The organism is Cupriavidus sp. Met-2 (assembly GCF_049843575.1).
In the GTDB taxonomy this organism is placed as follows: domain Bacteria; phylum Pseudomonadota; class Gammaproteobacteria; order Burkholderiales; family Burkholderiaceae; genus Cupriavidus; species Cupriavidus metallidurans.
On the sequence record NZ_JBBHZL010000006.1, the window covers coordinates 1 to 19,065 of the forward strand.

At 65.7% G+C, this 19,065-nt stretch carries 16 protein-coding genes; 4 read left to right on the forward strand and 12 right to left on the reverse strand.

Annotated elements, in window-relative coordinates:
• Both WD006_RS14590 and WD006_RS14595 read left to right on the forward strand, forming a co-directional pair.
• On the forward strand, positions 1 to 1,536 hold a 1,536-nt coding region (locus WD006_RS14590; RefSeq protein WP_425648203.1), incomplete at its 5' end, for a PLP-dependent aminotransferase family protein.
• Positions 1,537 to 1,647: 111 nt separating this feature from the next.
• Positions 1,648 to 3,054 carry an FAD-binding oxidoreductase gene (locus WD006_RS14595; RefSeq protein ID WP_029307969.1) on the forward strand — a complete coding sequence of 469 codons (1,407 nt, stop codon included), beginning with the start codon at positions 1,648 to 1,650 and terminating at the stop codon, positions 3,052 to 3,054.
• Positions 3,055 to 3,101: 47 nt separating this feature from the next.
• Here WD006_RS14595 and WD006_RS14600 read toward each other — a convergent pair whose 3' ends face one another.
• From WD006_RS14600 to WD006_RS14615, 4 genes are all read right to left on the reverse strand, one after another.
• On the reverse strand, positions 3,102 to 3,827 hold the full coding sequence (locus WD006_RS14600) for an LrgB family protein (protein WP_029307970.1): 726 nt from the start codon (positions 3,825 to 3,827) through the stop codon (positions 3,102 to 3,104).
• Position 3,828: 1 nt separating this feature from the next.
• The gene (locus WD006_RS14605) at positions 3,829 to 4,329 is read right to left on the reverse strand and encodes a CidA/LrgA family protein (RefSeq protein WP_234710849.1); all 501 of its coding nucleotides are present in this window, start codon (positions 4,327 to 4,329) and stop codon (positions 3,829 to 3,831) included.
• A 98-nt stretch (positions 4,330 to 4,427) separates the two neighbouring features.
• Positions 4,428 to 5,345: a LysR family transcriptional regulator gene (locus WD006_RS14610; RefSeq protein WP_008649637.1), complete on the reverse strand. Its 918-nt coding sequence runs from the start codon at positions 5,343 to 5,345 to the stop codon at positions 4,428 to 4,430.
• Between the two features lie 40 nt (positions 5,346 to 5,385).
• On the reverse strand, positions 5,386 to 6,336 hold the full coding sequence (locus WD006_RS14615) for a cupin domain-containing protein (protein WP_011516335.1): 951 nt from the start codon (positions 6,334 to 6,336) through the stop codon (positions 5,386 to 5,388).
• Between the two features lie 152 nt (positions 6,337 to 6,488).
• Here WD006_RS14615 and WD006_RS14620 point away from each other — a divergent pair, with 152 nt between their 5' ends.
• Positions 6,489 to 7,028, forward strand: a complete 540-nt coding sequence (locus tag WD006_RS14620) for a carboxymuconolactone decarboxylase family protein (RefSeq protein WP_011516334.1) — start codon at positions 6,489 to 6,491, stop codon at positions 7,026 to 7,028.
• Positions 7,029 to 7,082: 54 nt separating this feature from the next.
• On the opposite strand, the gene WD006_RS14625 is transcribed toward WD006_RS14620, so the two are convergent.
• Complete coding sequence (locus WD006_RS14625; protein ID WP_029307972.1) at positions 7,083 to 8,321, reverse strand: BamA/TamA family outer membrane protein; 1,239 nt, start codon at positions 8,319 to 8,321, stop codon at positions 7,083 to 7,085.
• Positions 8,322 to 8,725: 404 nt separating this feature from the next.
• Here WD006_RS14625 and WD006_RS14630 point away from each other — a divergent pair, with 404 nt between their 5' ends.
• Positions 8,726 to 9,163, forward strand: a complete 438-nt coding sequence (locus WD006_RS14630; RefSeq protein ID WP_011516331.1) for a MarR family winged helix-turn-helix transcriptional regulator — start codon at positions 8,726 to 8,728, stop codon at positions 9,161 to 9,163.
• A 108-nt stretch (positions 9,164 to 9,271) separates the two neighbouring features.
• On the opposite strand, the gene WD006_RS14635 is transcribed toward WD006_RS14630, so the two are convergent.
• The 7 genes from WD006_RS14635 to WD006_RS14665 all read right to left on the reverse strand — a co-directional run bounded on the left by WD006_RS14635 (position 9,272) and on the right by WD006_RS14665 (position 18,946).
• A complete protein-coding gene (locus WD006_RS14635) occupies positions 9,272 to 11,101 on the reverse strand; it encodes an NAD(P)-binding protein (protein WP_029307973.1) in 1,830 nt (609 codons plus the stop codon).
• Complete coding sequence (locus WD006_RS14640) at positions 11,098 to 12,414, reverse strand: cytochrome c (RefSeq protein WP_029307974.1); 1,317 nt, start codon at positions 12,412 to 12,414, stop codon at positions 11,098 to 11,100. The genes WD006_RS14635 and WD006_RS14640 overlap by 4 nt, the downstream gene beginning before the upstream one ends.
• An 18-nt stretch (positions 12,415 to 12,432) precedes the next feature.
• The gene (locus WD006_RS14645) at positions 12,433 to 13,983 is read right to left on the reverse strand and encodes a glycine betaine ABC transporter substrate-binding protein (protein WP_029307975.1); all 1,551 of its coding nucleotides are present in this window, start codon (positions 13,981 to 13,983) and stop codon (positions 12,433 to 12,435) included.
• Positions 13,984 to 14,064: 81 nt separating this feature from the next.
• On the reverse strand, positions 14,065 to 14,412 hold the full coding sequence (locus WD006_RS14650) for a cupin domain-containing protein (RefSeq protein ID WP_011516327.1): 348 nt from the start codon (positions 14,410 to 14,412) through the stop codon (positions 14,065 to 14,067).
• 10 nt (positions 14,413 to 14,422) lie between these two features.
• Positions 14,423 to 17,770 carry a DNA translocase FtsK gene (locus WD006_RS14655; protein WP_029307976.1) on the reverse strand — a complete coding sequence of 1,116 codons (3,348 nt, stop codon included), beginning with the start codon at positions 17,768 to 17,770 and terminating at the stop codon, positions 14,423 to 14,425.
• Positions 17,771 to 17,934: 164 nt separating this feature from the next.
• A complete protein-coding gene (locus tag WD006_RS14660; protein ID WP_011516325.1) occupies positions 17,935 to 18,519 on the reverse strand; it encodes a DUF4136 domain-containing protein in 585 nt (194 codons plus the stop codon).
• A gap of 13 nt (positions 18,520 to 18,532) precedes the next feature.
• On the reverse strand, positions 18,533 to 18,946 hold the full coding sequence (locus tag WD006_RS14665; RefSeq protein WP_008649650.1) for a DoxX family protein: 414 nt from the start codon (positions 18,944 to 18,946) through the stop codon (positions 18,533 to 18,535).
• Between the last annotated feature and the right edge of the window lie 119 nt (positions 18,947 to 19,065).

A 19,065-nucleotide genomic window follows, 5' to 3' on the forward strand; every position in this document is an offset into this window, starting at 1 on the left:
GTCACCGGCAAATCGGGCGAGCATATGAACCGACAGCTCTACGCCATCATCCGTCAGGAGATCCTTGCAGGTGCTGTGCCAGCGGGTAGCAAGCTGCCGGCGTCGCGCCTGCTGGCCAAGGAAATCGGTGTCTCGCGCAACACCGTCCTGTATGCGTACGAGCAGTTATTGGCCGAAGGCTATGTGACCGCATCCACCGGAAGTGGCACCTTCGTGTCGCATACCGTTCCCGACCATCGTGCATTGCACAACGGGAGTGCGGCGAATGGCACCATCACTGTGCCCGCAGTGCAGCAACACCCAAACCGATTCGCGCTGTCGCGACGCGGGCAGCATCTGGTGTCCCACGCCAGCGCGTCGGATCGCCAATGGGGCGCGTTCGTCGCGGGCGTGCCTGATGTCTCGCTATTTCCACACGCGGTCTGGGCGCGCCTGCTGAACAAGCACTGGCGCAATCCAAGCCCGCAGTTGCTGACGTACGCGCATCACGGCGGCTACCTGCCGCTGAAGAAGCTGCTGGCCGAACACCTGCGTCTAGTGCGTTCCGTGCGCTGCGAGCCGGACCAGATCATCCTGACCACCGGCATCCACCAGGCCGTGGACCTGACCACCCGGCTGCTGGCCGACCCCGGCGACAAGGCATGGATGGAAGATCCCGGCTACTGGGGCACACGCAGCCTGCTGGCAAGCGCGGGCGTGGAGCCAATCCCGGTACCGGTCGACGATGAAGGGATCGCGCCAAGCCCCGCGACGCTACAGAATCCGCCACGCTTCATCTTCGTCACGCCTTCGCACCAGTATCCGCTCGGCATGATGATGAGCCTCTCGCGCCGGCGCATGTTGCTCGAATACGCACGGCAGCGCGGTGCATGGATCATCGAGGACGACTACGACAGCGAGTTCCGTTTCGAAGGCAGGCCGGTGGCGTCGTTGCAGGGGCTGGACGACAACGATCGCGTGATCTACATGGGCACGTTCTCGAAGACGCTCTTCCCGGGCATACGCATGGGCTTCATGGTGTTGCCCAAGCCGCTGGCGCCCCACTTCGCCACGGGGCTGTCCGAGCTCTATCGCGAAGGCCAGCTCGTGCAGCAGGCGGTGCTGGCGGACTTCATCGAGGAAGGCCACTACGCCACGCATATCCGTCGGATGCGCCAGCGGTACGCGCAGCGCCAGGCGCTGTTACGCGAAGCCATCGCCAACCGCTTCGGCGCCGACTGGCCCACATCCACGCATGAGGCCGGCCTGCACATGGTGATGCATCTGCCGCGCGGCGCCGATGATCTTGGCATCAGCATGGCCGCGCGCACGCAGGGGCTATCGGCCCGGCCGCTTTCGCGCTACTACAGCGAGGGGGCGGCGACGCAACAAGGGCTGCTGCTCGGCTACGCGTGCGTGCCCGAAGCCGAGATCGGTCCGGCCTTCCGCAAACTGGCCGAAGTCATCGAGCCGGCGCTGGAACATCTGGCGCGCACCCAGGAGCCGCCAAAACCGATTGCCGCGAGGATCAATGCAGAAGCGTGGAGCGGCGCTTGATGTCTGGTGCCATCACGAAGGTGACGAATGGCACTTTACGTTGCCGTGATGGATTCCTACGATCAGGTTTTGTCGCGCGGCATACGCTGACCCTTTCCATTCTGCTACTCGATGTCCAATACACCCGCCCTCCTCTCTGAACTCGCCGCGATCCTCGACCCTGCCGGCCTGCAAACCGGCGACGCCATCGACACACGCTTCCGCAAGGACTGGTACGCGCCGCTGGGTAACCCGCCGCTGGCCGTCGTGCGGCCGCGTACGACGGCGGACGTCGCGGCCATCCTTGCCGCATGCCACAGGCATGGCCAGCCAGTCGTTCCCCAAGGAGGCCTGACAGGCCTGGCGTCTGCCGCGACGCCCGGGCAAGGCGAGGTCGTGCTATCCCTCGAACGGATGCGTGGCGTCGAAGAGATCGACGAGCAGGCTGGCACGATGACGGTCTGGGCGGGCACCACGCTGCAGGCGGCGCAGGAAGCCGCGCGCGCGGCCGGATGGTTGCTGGCGGTGGATCTCGGCGCACGCGGCAGTTGTCAGATCGGCGGCAACATCGCCACCAATGCGGGCGGCAATCGCGTGATTCGGTACGGCATGATGCGCGACCAGGTACTCGGGATTGAAGTCGTGCTGGCCGATGGCACCGTGCTGTCATCGCTGAACAAGATGCTCAAGAACAACGCTGGCTACGACCTGCGCCAGGTTTTCGTGGGCAGCGAAGGTACGCTCGGCGTGATCACGCGCGCGGTCCTGCGGCTCGCGCCACTGCCGTCTGCCACGCAGACGGCGCTCTGCGCGCTGAACAGTTTCGACGATGTGGTTCGACTGCTGCGCCACGCGCAGCGCGCGCTTTCCGGCCGTGTCTCTGCCTTCGAAGCGATGTGGGCCGACTACTACACGCTAGTCACCACGCGTGTTCCGGGGGTACGCGCACCGCTTGCGGCCGGGCATCCATTCTATGTACTGGTCGACCTGCAAGGCAGCGACGCTGATGCCGATGCCGCCGCGTTCGAACGGATGCTGGAAGGCGCGATGGAAAGCGGCCTGATTGTCGATGCCGCGGTGGCCGCGAGTGGTAAGGAGGCGGAGAGCTTTTGGAAGCTGCGCGATGCGGTGGCCGAGTTTCCGCAAATGTGGGCACCGAACGCGGCCTTCGACGTCAGCCTGCCAATTGGCAGCATCGGGCGGTTCGCCGACGCACTGCGTAGCGCCATCCTGGAACGATGGCCGACCGCCGAACTAGTGAACTTCGGACACGTCGGCGACAGCAATCTGCACTTCAGCGTGCACCTGCCCGAGGTGGACGCGGCGGCGTTCCCAGAAGCCGAGATCGACGCGGTAGCCTATGCCATCGTTCGCGAGTTCGCCGGGAGCGTGTCGGCGGAGCACGGCATCGGCATCCACAAGAAGCCCTACCTCGGCAACTCGCGCACACCTGAGGAACTCGCGCTGATGCGCACAATCAAGGCGGCCCTTGACCCGAAGGGGATTCTGAACCCCGGGCGGGTATTCGATCCTGCCTGAGATGAACTACGGGTCGACCGTCGCCGTCGACCTGAAACCAGGGAGCCTCAGCCCACCAACGCCGTAACCCAGCCCGTCAAGGTTGGGCCGGCGATGACCATCAGCACCCCGGCCAGCACCATCGTCAGGCTGGCGACCACCCCCTCTTCGGCGTGACGCTGCCGGGCGCGCGCGGTGCCGAAACCATGCGCGGCAGTGCCAAGCGATGCACCCTGCGCCACGGGCGAGCGCAGGCGCAGCAGGCCGAGCACCGTGTCCCCGACGATCATGCCGGCGAGTCCGGTCATTACGGTGAACAGCGACACCAGTTCGGCGGACCCGCCCGTATGCGCGACGACGGCCACAGCGAACGGCGTGGATACGGAACGCGCCATCAGGCTGCTCGACACCTCGCTGCTGAAATGAAATGCCTCGGCCAGCAGCCGCGCGCTGAGCATCGCCACCAGCATCCCGGCGATCACGCCAAGTGCCAGCGCGATCCAGTGACGGCGCACGATCTCGCGGTGCTCATAGATCGGCACGGCGAACGCGATCGTGGCCGGTCCGAGCAGCCAGACCATCCACCGGGTATCGGCAACGTACTCGGCGTAGGGAATACCGGTGATCAGCAGCAGCGGGATGGTCAGTGCCGGCACGACGATCGCCGGCGACAGCCAGATCCGTGGCAGGCGCTGGTACAGCGGCTTGACCGCGAAGTACAGCGCGACGGTCCATGCCAGGCAGAGAAACGACGCCACGGACGTGGCCAGATGCAAACCGGAGAGCGCAGGCATCTCACTGTGCTCCGTTCGAGCGCGCCCGCACCCGCCGCGCCTCCAACTGCGCCTCCAGCCGGCAGCCGGCATGGACCGCCAGCGCCGTGGCGGCCATGACGAGCACCGTGCCTGCCGTTACGGCGATGACGAGCTGGACGCCCTCGCGCCGGAACAGCGGCAAATAGTTGATCACGGCCACCACGCACGGGATGAAAAACAGCACCAGCTCGCCAAGCAGCCAGTTGGCCCCATCCTTGACCCAGCCGACCTGAAGGCGGCCGGACAGCAGCAGGACCAGCACGCCCAGCAGCCCCAGCACCCCTGGCGACATCGACCACCCGAACGCCCGGGTGAGCGAATCGGCGGCAAACCAGACGGCGAGGAGCCCGCCAACTTGCGTGAGCGTGCGCAGGTGGCGCGAGCCGGCAGGTATGGCGGACGTGGCGGCACTGGCAGAACTGGCAGAAGACGGGGGCGTGGATGCGGGGGCGGACATGGCGGTGGGCAGCAAACCTGACATGCGGCAATTATTCGCCGAGATCGTGCACAACGACAGGCCGCAAATCCGCATCGGTTGTGCAAAGATGCACAACCTCACCCTTTCACTACAGTGACCGATCAGCCCGTACCGTCGAGGAACAGCCCGGTATTCGCCTCGACTTCCTCGGCGATAAAGTTGGCCACGGCACGCACATGCGCCGATTTCCAGTGGTCCTCGTGAACGTGCATGTGGAATGTACGCGTCACGGCCACGGCATCGGGCAGCACCGGCACCAGCGCGGGGAAATCCGCCGCCACGTAGGCCGGGATAATGCAGAGGCAATGTCCGGAGAGCGTGGCGTGAACCTGGGTCAGCAGGTTCGTGCAGCGCACACGCGCCGGAAGCTCGACACCGACCGCGCCGGAAAAGCTTAACTCGGGCGAGAACAGCAATTCCTCCACGTAGCCGACGAAGGGATGCTGCGCGAGGTCTGCCTTGGTACGAATCTGCGCAGCGCGCTTCAGGTACGACTTCGTTCCGTAGACGAACATACGGTAGTCGGTCAGTCGGCGCGACGCCACACGCAGATGCTCCGCGCCCGACAGGCCGATGGCGATATCGGCTTCGCGACGGGTCAGGCTGAAGATCCGGGCGGCGGCGAAGATTTCCACCTCGAGCCTGGGGTGCCGTTCGGTCAGCGCATGGATGCGCGGCGCCAGGAACATGCTGCCGAAGCCGTCGGGCGCGCCGATCCGCACGATGCCGGCGATCTCCTGCTCGCCTGCCGCCGCAGCCTTCGAGGCAAGTAGCGCGCCTTCGATCGTCTCGGCGGTGGCCAGCAGTCGCTCGCCCGCATCGGTCAGCGCATAGCCCGTATGGCTCTTGTGAAACAGGCGCGTATTGAGGGTCCGCTCAAGTGCGTGGATATGGCGTGCCACCGTCGTGTGCTCTGTGCCGAGTTGCTCGGCAGCCGCGGAGAGCGTGCCCGATCGGGCAACGGCCAGGAAGTACCGGTAGTCGTCCCAGTTGTCATTGGGTCTGGTCGCGGAGGGCATTCGTCAATCCAGTTGGTGTCAAATCATCGGTAGTAGGGTCTCAGGCGCCATGGCGCAGCGCGCGATGCTGCCGCCGGTATGCGCCCGGCCCGATGCCGAACTGCTGCGCGAAAACACGGCCAAACGCCGCCTGCGACGCATATCCGCACTGTTCAGCCACGGCCGCCGCCGACAGGCCATCCTGACGCAGCAGCCGCGCGGCGCGTTCCATGCGCAACGTCGTCACCAGTTCCAGCGGCGTCATGCCCAGTTGCGAGAAGCGACGCGCCAGCGTGGCGCGTGACACGTTGCAAACCTGAGCGAGACTGTCGAGAGTCCACGGCTTCTCGGGCGCCCGGACCACAGCGTCGACGGCGCGCGCCATCCGAGGGTCGGCCATCAAGGCAATGACGCCCTGCGAAACACCCCCTTGGGCGATCAGCGTGCGCAGCAGCACGGTGAACAGCGCGGTCGAGAGATCGGCGATGATCGCAGCGCTACCCGGGCCGGGGCGCTCCGCTTCTGCATGCATCATGCCGATCAGGCCGCGCAGCCAGGCCAGATCGTCCGCGCCGCCCTCACCTTCACCATCGCCGTTGCCTCTTGTGCCGACGCACAGCATCTCTGGCAACGCGCTCAGCAGAACCTTGGACGCGCTGCCAAGCACGAACGTGCCGCACAGGATGTCGAGCGGCGCCGCCGCGCCCGGCACCGACACTTCTGTCACCACCCCGTTGAACTGCCGCGACTCCGCCGCCCTGCGCCGGCCGCCCTGCATGCCATGCAGCGTATGGGCGGCGCCGTGCGGAAACAGCAGCACATCGCCCATGCCAACCTGCAGCGTCTCCTTGCCCACCTGCACGCTGGCCTGCCCATCCAGGATCACGTGGTACGGCACGTGACCGGGTGGCGCCTGTTCATTGTGGGCCGACCACGCGCCCGCCACGCGGCAATGGAGGTCTACCGTGCCGGCTGGGGCCAGCAGGCGCACGAGTTCGCTAAGGCTGTCCATGGAGCACGCCCCGACGTGAGACGATCGAGCAAAAAGATGAGCCGATTCTAATCCATCCGAATCGCACTCGCACCTACCATGGAGTCCATGGAAGCGCTGCCATATACCAGCGCCTCCGAACCCCGATACCCGTGACACGAAGGAGAAAGACCATGACCACCCGCCTGCATACCATCGCCGTCCAGGACGCCACCGGCCAGACCGCCGAACTTTTTGGCGCGCTCCGCGGTGCTATCGGCAAGGTGCCGAACGCCTACGCGACGATCGGCAGCAATGCGCCGGCTGTGCTCGCGCAGGCGCTGCAGACAAATGCGGCGCTCAAGAAGGGCAACCTGTCGGCGCGTGAACTGGAAGCCATCAACCTCTCCGTGAGCGAGCACAGCGGTTGCGACTACTGTGTGGCTGCACATACGCTGACGGGCAAGATGGCCGGCTATACCGGCGATCAGATGTGCCAGCTCCGTCGGGGCAGCTACCCAGAGGACGCAAAGATTGACGCGCTGACCCGCTTCGCGGTGGAACTGGTGAGCACGCGCGGCACGGTACCTGCCGCAAGCCTGGAGGCGATACGCGCCGCTGGCTACAGCGATGGGCAGATCGTCGAGGCCATTCAGGCCATCAGCGCGATCCTGTTCACCAACATGATCAATCGCGTCAACGACACGACCCTGGACTTCCCGGCCGTGGCATAAGGAAACGGGCCCGTATGGGCCCGTTTCAGCATCCGTGGCGTCACGCTTGCCCGGCTAGTGCCATGCGCTACCCACCTGGATATAGAACGCATTCTGGTCACGGCTGTGCGCCACGTCGATACCCATCGACAGGCCCAGCTTGCGGGCGATCATGTAGCGGAAACCGCCACCGACGCTGACCACGGTGGACGCATCGGAGTAATCGTTCCACCGTCCGTACGCCTTGCCCGCGCCGGAGAACGCCAGCAGCGACCAGCGCGGCGTGACGTCCCAGCGCAGTTCGACTTCGGTCATCACGGCATTGCGGTCCTGATAGCGTCCCTTCTGCACACCGCGCAGGTCCACATAGGGCTGCGCGTAGAACGGCACATCACCCGTGGAGAAACGCGTATCGCCACGCAAGCCGAGAATCAGCGTACGGGCCACCGGAATCCACGTGAAGCCACGCGCGTTGTACATGTCAAACGTCTGTGTGCTGCCGAAGCCGGCTCGCGCGAACTGCACTTCCAGTTCGGCGTAGCTGCCCTTGTTCGGATAGAAGATGTTGTCGCGCGAGTCGTAGTCGATGACGATACCGCCCTTGCCGATACGCTGGTCGCGCTCGAAGCTACCCAGTTCCTGCGCCGAATTGCCGAACTTGAACGTTGCGGACGTATCGGCAAATACGTAGCGCGGACCGATGAACCAGTGTGTGTCGCCCACCCGGATCAGCAACTGCTGCACCAGCGCGAAGCCGCTCAGCTCATAGGATCGCGGCTGGTTCGAGACGCCGAAGTACTCGAGATTGGCGTCCACCTTGCCGATACCGCCCAGATAACGGATGCGATCGCCATCCCAGGTGTGGAAATGCCCGAAGCCGGCCGCCCACGTACCGTTATCGGTATAGGCACCGCCCAGCACCGTGATATTCGGCGGCGCCGGCCCCTTGCCACTGGCCCGGGCCTCGGCGGCCACATCCGCCATGGATTCGGAGAAAAACAGCAGCCCGAGCCCAAAGCCGTAACCCACCGCCGGTTCGGTGATGATCGTCGGCACCGGCAGCGCGCCCTTGTGATTGAGCAGGAAGTCGCTCATGTCGAGCTTCCCGTCTTCCGGATCGAAGAACGTCAGTTTCTTCTTTGCCGGAGGTTGCATCTGGTCCGCCGGCTTGGCGGATTCGGGCGGTTTTGTGGATTCCGTTTGCGTTTGCGTCTGAGATTGGCTCGGATCTTCAGGCTGGGCCTGCCCATAAACGGGAGATCCGGCGGCGGCAGCCAGCAGCGCCAATGCAGATATCAGAATCGCGCGCGTCATTTTCCAGATGTCATATTGGAACCGGCGAAGACGGTCCACTGCGGGACACCGCCCCTTACTCAGTTTGCCGGGGTCGAATGGAGTGACACTTCGATCCCTTTTTCTGATTTATCCGCGACTGTACCGGAGCAACGCGCGCGACGCGGCGCTATGCGTCATGAACTTTCTCGTCCGCAGAATTTAGACTTTTTTCCCCGCGCACCTTTTCGAATACCCCAATTGGGGCATTTCCAATGACCGGACATCCGCGCCAGACGGCGGTTTCGGGAAATCGCACTCAATTTCATTTCTTCTACATCGACTCACAACAAAACTAAATTCCCATTCTGTCGCGAATTCGCCAGACTTCTTTTCGGCAAGTGTCTGCATCACAAGTCTCTCGATCATCGAAAAAGGACACGATAGTGAAACACTACACACCCGAGAACTTCCATCTCACCCAGAGCATTGGTTTCCACCTGAACAAGGCACGCAACAGCCTGCTTCTGGAAATGGATTCCGCATTACGTCCCCTGGATATCAACGGGCAACAGATGGGTATCCTGCTGGCGCTGACCCGCGGCATGGCGGGCACGCCGTTTGAGATCAGCAAGCTGCTCGGCATCGACAGCGGCCTGATGACGCGCATGCTCGACCGGCTCGAGGAAAAAGGCCTGCTGGAACGCAGCCGCAGCATCGACGACCGTCGCGTGGTGAATCTGACCCTGACCTCCAAGGGCAGACTGGTTTCGGCAGAGATCCCGTCGATCGCACCGGAAGTGCTGAATGAGCGACTGAAGGAATTCACGCCCGAAGAGTTCGACGAATTCCGGCGCCTGCTGCAGAAGTTTGTTATGGGCTGACCACTCCTGGCGAGTTGCGCGCACAACCGGCCAGGTCGTGCGCCGGCTGCGCCTCGCGTCAGCGCGTGACGGACGCAAGCCGTCGCGCTGACCCGCCCCCGCACTCACTCAGGTCTTGGGATTGAGAGACCCCACCGCCCGCATTGACTGCTCGATCGCTGCGGTTACCGACGGGCTCCCGGCCGTATCGGCCCCCGCGATGCGGATGTTCCCCACACCCCGCCCAGCCTGCTCCAGCGCAACTTGCAGGTTTGCGTCGTCGGGCGCGAGCCCGGATGGCATGTAGCTGTATCCGTGCGCCCAGCGATTGACGGTAATGCCCTGGATATCCCGGGCTGACTTGAAACCACCGGCAGCCAGCATACGGTCGAGCTGGGCGCGGATGTCGCGCTCGAGCACCTCGAACGGCGTACCAAGCAGAAAGGCACGACCGGCGCGGAACCGCTCGCGGGCCGACATGCCGCTATCGGGCACGGTCGGTACATAGAGCATGTGGAGCACCACCGGGTCATCCTTGCCGCCCGGCGCGGATTCGAGCCAGAGGTCCGAGTAGGCCATGGTCGGCGCATGGATTCGCCACGTTTTCAGCGCATCGAACGCACGCCAGTTGTCGAGTGCCACCTTGGTGTAAACGAGCGGCGCCTTCACGCACGCGCGCAGCGCGGCCTTGGCCGGCACCGGCAAGGAAGGCAGAATGAACGGCACCATCATGTCGTAGCCGGCCACGACCACGTGCGCGGCTTCCACGCGTTGCAGGTTGCCCTGCCACCCGTAGGTCACGCGCGTGATCCGCACGTCTGGTTCGATCGCGATGGCGGTGCTGTTCAAACGGATACGCACCGGATTCCCTTCCCGGTCGAGCTTGCCGTAGTCGAAACGCGCGCCGACGATATCCCCTCCCTGCGCCGCCACGCCTGGCACCAGCTTGCTTGCCAGCGAGCGCGCCAGTGTGGCATTGCCGTCCGGGAACCAGAGCCGCGAGGCCGGTGACTTGCCCAGCCTCGGGTCGATCGCCGGGGCGGCCATGCCGGCACCGGCCGGCAATCCGATCGAGATGGCCTGGGCCACCGTAATGCCGTCGGCATCGAGCGCGTAGGCGTCCTGGCTGCGGCTACGCAGGAACCGCAGCCCCGGTAGCCCTAGTCCAGCCTTCTCGCGCAGAAACACCGCATAGCGCGTGGATTGCGCGTAACGGGCGCGCGCCTCGCCAGCCATGCCTGGCAGATAGTCGGTCTCACCTTGCGCCAGACGCTGAAGCGCCTGCCGGTCGGCCGCGGGCAACGGCGCGGCGTTCAGGAAGGCGCCCAGATCTTCCGGTGCTGGACGCACTCCAGCATTGCGCGCGTCGACCAGCGCCGCGAACGGATCGCCAGCCAGCCACTGATCGCGCCCAAAATGCTCGGCATCGAAGAACACAGCACGCCCAAGGCCGCGCCGCGCATAGTCGTCCCCGGGGCGCGCCTGGATCCTCGGCGCGAGGTCGAGCCCCGCCAGCAACGCCCGGACGGCCGCATTGTCGTTGGCCGACGGCGGCATCTCGGCACTGCCGCCGTAGGTAACCAGCGTGCGGCCACGCACCGTGAACTCGTTCCGCTTGGCGTGGCCGCCGAAGTCATCGTGGTTGTCGAGGATCAGGATGCGCGCGTTGCCACCGAAGCGCTGCTGGTAGAACCACGCCGCAGCCAGCCCACCGATGCCGCCACCGACCACCACCAGGTCATAAGATTCGCGCGCCAGCACGCCCGGATACTTCGCACCCTCCCGCGCCAGGCTATGTGCGAGCGTAAACGTGCCGGGGTGGTTGCCGCGCAGGCCAGTCAGCGCGGGAGGATAGGCAGGACCCTGCGCCTCCGCGGCACGCAGCACGCTGGTGGGCGCGAGCCCTGCGGCAATCGTCAGCGCCGTACCATTCAGGAAGTCTCTGCGAGTAATGGTCATCGTGCGTTTGTCGCCTGCTTTCCTGTTGCCTTGCGGCGTTCCGCCACGGCTTGCGCCGTCACGGGCGCGGCGCGATTCCCCCAGCTGCTGCGGATGAAGGTCAGCAAATGTGCCAGTTCCTGGTCTTCCATGGTCCAGCCATAGCCGGGCATGTGGTAGTCCGTGGGCGCGGTGTTGACCCGCGCCGTGACTGCGCCGTTGAGCAGCAGGTTCACCAGCGATGCGGGATTCGGGTCCACCACCGTCGGGTTGCCAGCCAGTGGCGGAAATACCCGCTCGTAGCCCTTGCCGCTGGCGTTGTGGCAAGGCATGCAGTAGGTCGCGTACTGGCGCGCGCCGGCGGTATCGAACCGGCCCTGTTCGAGTTGCGTGGCAACGGTTGCGTCATAACGAAACGGCTCAGCCTCCCGGCGCGCGCCCGGGATCGACTTGAGATAGGTCGCCACGGCGTCGAGATCGCCGGGGGTCATGTACTGGGTTGACGAGGCAATGACTGTCGACATCGGCCCGAACGATGTGGCATGGGCGTTGCGCCCCGTATGCAGATACTCGACGATCTCCGCCAGCGACCAGGCGCCGAGCCCGGTCAGCATGTCGCCGGTCAGGTTCGTGGCCGACCACCCCTCGACCGTTGCGCCGGACAGAAACTCGCGGCTGCGTGTATCGGTCCCTTTCTCGCCGAACAGCGTGCCACGCGGGGTATGACAGGCGCCACAGTGCGCCACGGCCTGGACGAGATAAGCGCCGCGATTCCACGCCGCGCCCCGGTCAGCGCTGGCCGGTATCGGCCCTTCCTCCAGATGGAGCAGGTTCCACGGCACCATGAGCCACCGCATGCTGTATGGCCAGCGCATCTGCGCATCACGATTGGTCTGCGCTACCGGCTTGACCTCGGCACGCAGCCACGCATACACGGCGGCCACGTCGTCTCGTGTCATACGCGCGTACGACGGATACGGCATGGCGGGATACAGGCGCCGGCCGTCACGGGCCACGCCGCGCCGTACAGCACGGTCAAAGTCGTCGAGCGAATAGCGGCCCAGGCCGGTACTGGCCTCAGGCGTGATATTGGTGGAGTAGACGGTGCCGGCACCCGTCTGCAGTGGCAACCCGCCGGCCATCGGCGCCCCGCCCTCGGCGGTGTGACAGGCAACGCAATTGGCGACACGCGCCAGGTAGCGGCCGCGCTCTACCTGCGCCTGGAAAGCAGTGGGCGGCGCCGCCCATGCGGCGCTCACCGACAGCCACGTCATCCATGCCAGCCATCCGATTGCGAATCCACGCATCGCGGTACCGTTCTTGTTGTGATGCACCTCGGGGACACCGCATTGTTACCCAAATTTCGCCATGCGTGCACGCTTTCGATCCCGCAAGTATTCGGCCAGACCAAAGCCACCCTGCACCACCAATGCCAGCAGCGCGGCCGGAATCGCGCCGCCGAGAAGCTGGGTGGCGTCGTTCAGCGCCAGTCCGGTCACGATCCGCTCGCCGTACCCGCCCGCGCCGACAAACGCAGCGATGGTCGCCGTGCCTACGCTGATGATGGCTGCGGTCTTGATACCGGCCAGCAACACCGGCAGGGAGAGCGGCAACTCCACGTACCAGAGCACTTGCAACGGCCGCATCCCCAGTGCCAGGGCGGCATCGCGCATCCCCGCCGGCACTTCCTGCAACCCGGTGCACGCGTTGCGCACGATCGGCAGCAAAGCATAGAGGAACAGCGCGACCAGTGCCGGCCAGATGCCGATGCGGCCCAGCGCCGGTATCAGCATCGCCAGCAGCGCCAATGACGGGATGGTCTGCAACATACCGACTAAGGCCAGTAGCACCTGACCGAACCGGCGCCGGCGCGCAGCCACCACACCCAGCGGCACGCCGACCAGCGTGGCGGCCCCCACCGAGCCGCCGACCAGCGCCAGATGCCGGACAGTCAGGCGCCCGGTCTCCGCGTTCGTCAGCATCCCCGCCAGGTTGTCGCGCTGATCCGATCTCGCCACACCGTCCGCCGATACCCCTGGATGCCCGGACAGGAAATTGCGGGCCACAGCAGAGAACGTCTTCCCATCGACTTCCGCTGCCGCATTCATGGCGATCATGTCCTGCGTTCCGATGGTGCCAGCCAGACGCCGCAGTGCCTGCCACGCCGCCGCATGACGCGTCGGCACGTCGAGCCGGTAGACGATCACCGCCTCGTAGCGCGGAAACACGCGCTGGTTGTCCTCGAGCACGCGCAGATGGTACTTGCTGATCTTGGCATCGGTCGAATAGATGTCGGTCGCGTCAATCTGTCCGTGAGCCAATGCCTCGTAGGCGAGGCCATGATCGATCCCGGATGGCCGCTGAGGCAGTCCATACGCGCGCTTGAGCGCGGGCCAGCCATCGGCACGGCCAAGAAACTCGTGCGACAGGGCGATCCGCAGCTCCGGCTGCCCCGCAAGGTCGCCAAGCGCGCGCAGGCTGACTGGCTGGGCATCGGAGACCGCGATCGCATAGGTATTGTCGAAGCCGAGCGCGATGGCCGCGCCCAATCCCATTGGCGCCAGCGCGGCGTTGATCTGCTCCAGCGTGGCGGTACCGGGTAGTCTCAGGATCTCGCTGGCGAGCGTGCCGGTGTAGTCCGGGTATAGGTCGATGCTTCCGGCCTGGAGCGCCTGGAACACGATGGCGGTGTTGCCCAGCCCCGGCAGATATCGCACCGGGCCGTGCGGCTCGGCAACCTGCCTCAGGATCTCGCCCAGGATGTACGACTCGGTAAAGCGCTTGGAACCGATGCGCAGCGTGTCGGCGCCGGCAGCCGGACCACAGGCCATGACCAACAGCACTAACAGCGCGCCAAGGAAGCGGCATTGCCGGAGGGCGAACCGCGTGAATGAATGAGACAAGCCGAAGCCTCCGCTCGGTGATGTCCCCCCATCATAAGGGCATCCGGCAAGCGCCGCGGCAGATCAAGCGTGTCAGGCGGATCAGGTGGCCGCCGGGGAGACGTGGATCGCCAGCCAGATGGTCGGCTGTGCCGCATCGGTCCTTGCCACGCGGTGGCGGCAGTGGGCCGGCAAATGAAGCCAGTCACCGGCGCCCAACGTGTGCGTCGTGCCGTCGTCGACTTCCACGGCGGCGCTGCCGCTGATCACGAGCACCCACTCGTCGTCGGTGCTGTCGTACCAGAAGCCGGGCGCGCTGGCCTGGCCGTTCGAGACGATGCGCTCGATGCGCACCCGGCCCGCCGCCTGCCATTCCATCAGATCGGCAAAGATCTCCGCCGATGCGTGAACCGGTACGTCTCGCAGTAGATTGCCGGTGGTCGCCGTCATCGTCAGTTCCTTAGTCGGACGGCCCCGGCGCCAGCACTTCGCGCGTGCCGTTGCGGCCCATCGGGGATACCAGCCCCGCCGCTTCCATCTGTTCGATAAGGCGCGCGGCACGGTTGTAGCCGATGCGCAGTTGCCGCTGCACGGCGGAAATCGACGCGCGCCGCGATGTCAGCACGAATTGGGCGGCCTCATCGTAGAGCGGGTCGGACTCGCCGTCGCCACCGCTGTCGCCGAACAGATCCGCGGCGCCTTCGGGCGCGTCGCCTGCCAGGATCGCCTCGTCGTAGTCAGGCTCGCCGAACTGCTTCCAGTGTTCGACCACGCGATGCACTTCCTCGTCGGCCACGAATGCGCCGTGCACACGCTGAGGATAGCCTGTGCCCGGCGGCAGGAACAGCATGTCGCCTTGCCCCAGCAGACTCTCGGCGCCCATCTGGTCCAGGATCGTGCGCGAGTCGATCTTCGAAGACACCTGGAACGCCACGCGGGTCGGGATATTGGCCTTGATCAGGCCCGTGATCACGTCCACCGACGGCCGCTGCGTAGCCAGGATCAGGTGGATGCCGGCCGCGCGCGCCTTCTGCGCCAGCCGGGCGATCAATTCCTCAATCTTCTTGCCGGCCACCATCATCAGATCGGCCAGCTCGTCGATCACCACCACGATCAGCGGCAGCGTGGACAGCGGCTCGGGCGCATCCGGCGTCAGCGAGAACGGGTTCGGCACCTTCTCCCCGGCGGCTTCCGCCACGCGAATCTTCTGGTTGTAGCCCGCCAGATTGCGTACACCGAGCGCCGACATCAGCCGGTAGCGCTTTTCCATTTCCCCGACGCACCAGTTGAGCGCGTGCGCGGCCTGCTTCATGTCCGTGACCACGGGCGCCAGCAGGTGCGGAATGCCCTCGTAGACCGACAACTCGAGCATCTTCGGGTCGATCATGATCAGGCGCACGTCTTCCGGCGTGGCCTTGTACAGCATCGACAGGATCATGGCGTTGACGGCCACCGACTTGCCCGAGCCGGTCGTGCCGGCCACCAGCAGGTGCGGCGCGCGCGCCAGATCGGTCACCACCGGGTTGCCGGTGATGTCCTTGCCCATGGCCAGCACGAGCTTCGACGCGTGCGCCTGGAAAGCTCCGCCATTGACGATTTCGGACAGGCGGATCATCTGCCGCTTCGCGTTCGGCAGTTCCAGACCCATGCAGGTCTTGCCTGGAATCGTCTCGACCACGCGGATCGATGTCACGCCCAGCGCGCGGGCCAGATCCTTCATCAGGCCCACCACCTGCGCGCCGCGCACGCCCATCGCCGGGTCTACTTCAAATCGTGTGATGACCGGACCCGCGCTGGCTCCGACCACGGACACCGGCACCTTGAACTCGGCCAGGCGCTGGGCGATCAGTTCGCCGGTCTGCTCTAGCCGTTCCTCGGACACCTGCTCGGCGTTCTCGTCGGCCGCTTCCAGCAGGCTGGCGCCCGGCAGGCGGTAGTCGACGATTCGCGGCGCTGGCGGCGCAGGGGGCGCTGCCGGGGGTGACGGCGGCACAGGCGCGGCCATCACCGGGGCAACCGTCGCCGGCGCCTGGGCGCCAAGTGCCACCGTCCGCCCGACTACGGCCGGCAGGACGATGCGTGGCTTGGGCGTTGGCTGGACGAAGGTGTTGGCATCCACCACGGCGGACGGGTCGTCGGTCTGGCTGTCGTCGGCCTGATCTTCGCCCTCCCCTGCTTCCTCCGCTTCCGCCTGCAATTCGATTCGGGATTCGTCAGACTCGGGATCGCCGGCATCGACCACCGGGGTGCTGGCTTCGTCGCTGGCCGGGACGGCCTCGGCGAGGATCGCTTCGGTGGTCTCTTGTTCTGCGGTTGCAGTTGCGGCTTCGGCTTCGGCTGGCGCCTCATCGATGGCTTCCGCTTGGGCGATCTCCGCCTCGGCCATTGAAGCCGCCACGGCCAACTGGATCGCCATGTCGTCGGCATCGCCCTGCTCGGCTGGCACGTCCGGGACGTCAGCCAATACCGGCTCCGCGATCGGTGCCGGCAGCGCCTCGGCTTCCATCGGCGCGGCTTCGGCCACTGCCTCTGCCACCGGCGAAGGCTCCACTGCCACCGATGGCTGCACGTGCCGGCCGGCCAGCGCCTGCAATTCCGCCAACAGGGCCAGCGCCTCGTCGCGAATCGCGTCCATCGTCACTGACGATTCCGGCATTTCGCCAGACGCCTCGGATTGGCCGTCCACTGCGGACGTTTCCAACGCAGCGGGCGCATCCTGACGTTCGACGGCAAGGTCGTCCGCGACAGCCGCAACAGCCGCGACAGCCGCAATATCTATCGCCTGTTCGACAACCTCCGCCGTGGCAGCCGGGGCGACGGTAGCTGCCGACGCGGCCACCGTGGTCGCAACCGCAGGCTCGGGCAGCGTGGTGATTGCCGAGCGCAGGCCGAGCTGCGGATTACGGAACGGGCTGCTGACCACCGTCGCGCGCGGTGCTGCCGGCTTCGGCGCAACCGTGGCTTCCGCCTTCGCCTGGACCGGTGCGGCAGCGGCGGGACGGGCGGCCGTCGGCACAGGGTTGGCCGCGCGAGGCGTGGGTGGCGTCGAGGAAGGCTTCTGGGCGGAAGACGGAGCAGGCTTCGGCGTCACCGGCTTCACCGCGCCTGGCGCCTCGGCATGATGCAGCCAGATCTCGCCCGGTTGCGGGGGCGACTCACGCGTGCGGGGCGGCGGTTGCCACGCGGGCTGACGGCGGGCGGAAACCGCCTCGATACCTTTCTGGCGCGTCTGCGTGGCCTGCCAGCCGCCGGCCGACTGCGCAGGCAGCGAAGTGGTCTCCCAGCGCTCGACGGAATCACGCGGCGAAGCCTGCGGCGCGGCGCTATCGCTACGGAAATCGCCGCGCGGTTCGCTGCGCGCGTCGTGACGGGAATCTGTTGTACGGGCGCTGCCTCGTGATTCGAATCGGGAATCGGCGCGCGACTTCGTCCGGGTGTCGCCCCGGTCCTCGTCACTTTCCACGCGCGGCTTGCGCAGCAGGAACAGGCTGCGCCATGTCTCGCCGAACACCATGGGCGCGGTCAGGCCCAGCACCGCCAGCATCATCAGCAGCGCGCCGGTCCAGCCGAGCATTCCGGACACCACGCCGGCCAGCGCGTGCCCGACGGCACCGCCCGCGGTCTCGCCTTCGCCGCCAGTCAGCGATTCAAGCGTGGCGCTGGCACCCAGCACGAGTACCGTGCCAAGCAGCACGCGCAGCGAGCCACGACCAAGCAGCCGCCGCTCGCCAGCCAGCACACGCCCCACTGTTTGCCATACGAGCGGCAACAGCCACAAGGTCGACAATCCGAACCAGCCCAGACCCATGATCAATTTGACACGTTCAAAACTACGGGCAGCGATTGTAGCGGGTCTGGCTCTGGTGCCATGCGCGAATTTGTGACGCGATGTCGCGGAAAGCGCCGAATTTGGTGAAAAAAGATGGTGACGCAGGGATGAAGGTGCGCTGCGCCGCGCCGCGTAGCGACGCGTTACTGCGCCGCGCGGAACGGGTACTTGAGGAAAATCTGCGTCACGACCTTGTCGATAGCCTGCTGGCGGGTCTGCGGGTCCACGTCGCTGGCATCGCCCTGCGCCACGCCCTCCCAGACAAGCTGGTTCCTCTGCGCATCGACGATATCGATATTCAGCGTGCCCTCGGTGTAGGTGTAGGTATCGCTGTAGAACCCGTAACCGGGCCATGGCGCATAGAGACCGCCGCGATACGCGTAGTAGCCGGCGTATCCGGGCGGCGGCATCGGGGCCGGGTTGCTGACGACTTTCTCGCGCAACTGCGCGTTGAAGTTGACCAGCAAGTCGGGCAGATGAGCCGCATACCGATAGCCGCGCGCGGACATCTCCCGCTCGACCGCCGTCTTCAGGTATTGCGTAGTCAGGCTCTCGTACCCGCTGCGGTCCGTGCCAGGATGCGCCACGAACCCAAACGTCCGGTACTTCGAGAAGTCGTTCGCATGGTTGTAGTCGGCGCGAATATCAGGGCCAGTCGCGCAGCCTGCCAGCGACACCAGCACCACCATCCAGGGCGCGGCACGACGAATTCCACCAAGACTCAGCATCGCGGTGCCTCCGTCAGTTCCACCTGCCATCGATACCGCCGAAGCTCAGACGTCCGGCACCGAGCAGGGCCACGGCGAGCGCGCCCGCCAGATACATCCCCTGCAACTCCAGCGCCCAGCCACCGGTTGGCGCCATCTCCATGAGTTGTTTGGTGTGGACGAGCCCAAACGCGAAGAGCATGTTGACGACGACGATCAACGCCGCCGCCCGGGTCCACAGGCCAACGATCAGGAGGATGGGGGCCAGCACCTCGCCCACGTAGACCAGATAGGACAGCTCCACCGGCAGGCCGGCGTCGGTGACCACCTTCACCACGAAACCCGGGCCAGCCATGATCTTCGAGATACCGTGCAACAGAATCAGCACCCCCAGCACGATACGAAGTACGGCCTTGCCAAGATCCTGCGATCCTTGCGAGTGACTCATTTCGACAGCTCCTTGCATTTGGCAATGCGGGATCACATGGAACGCATGTGACCTGTACTCCCTACATTAGGTCGTGCTGGCGTGAAGGTAAAGGCGCAGCACCGTGCCGGTTGCCCGCT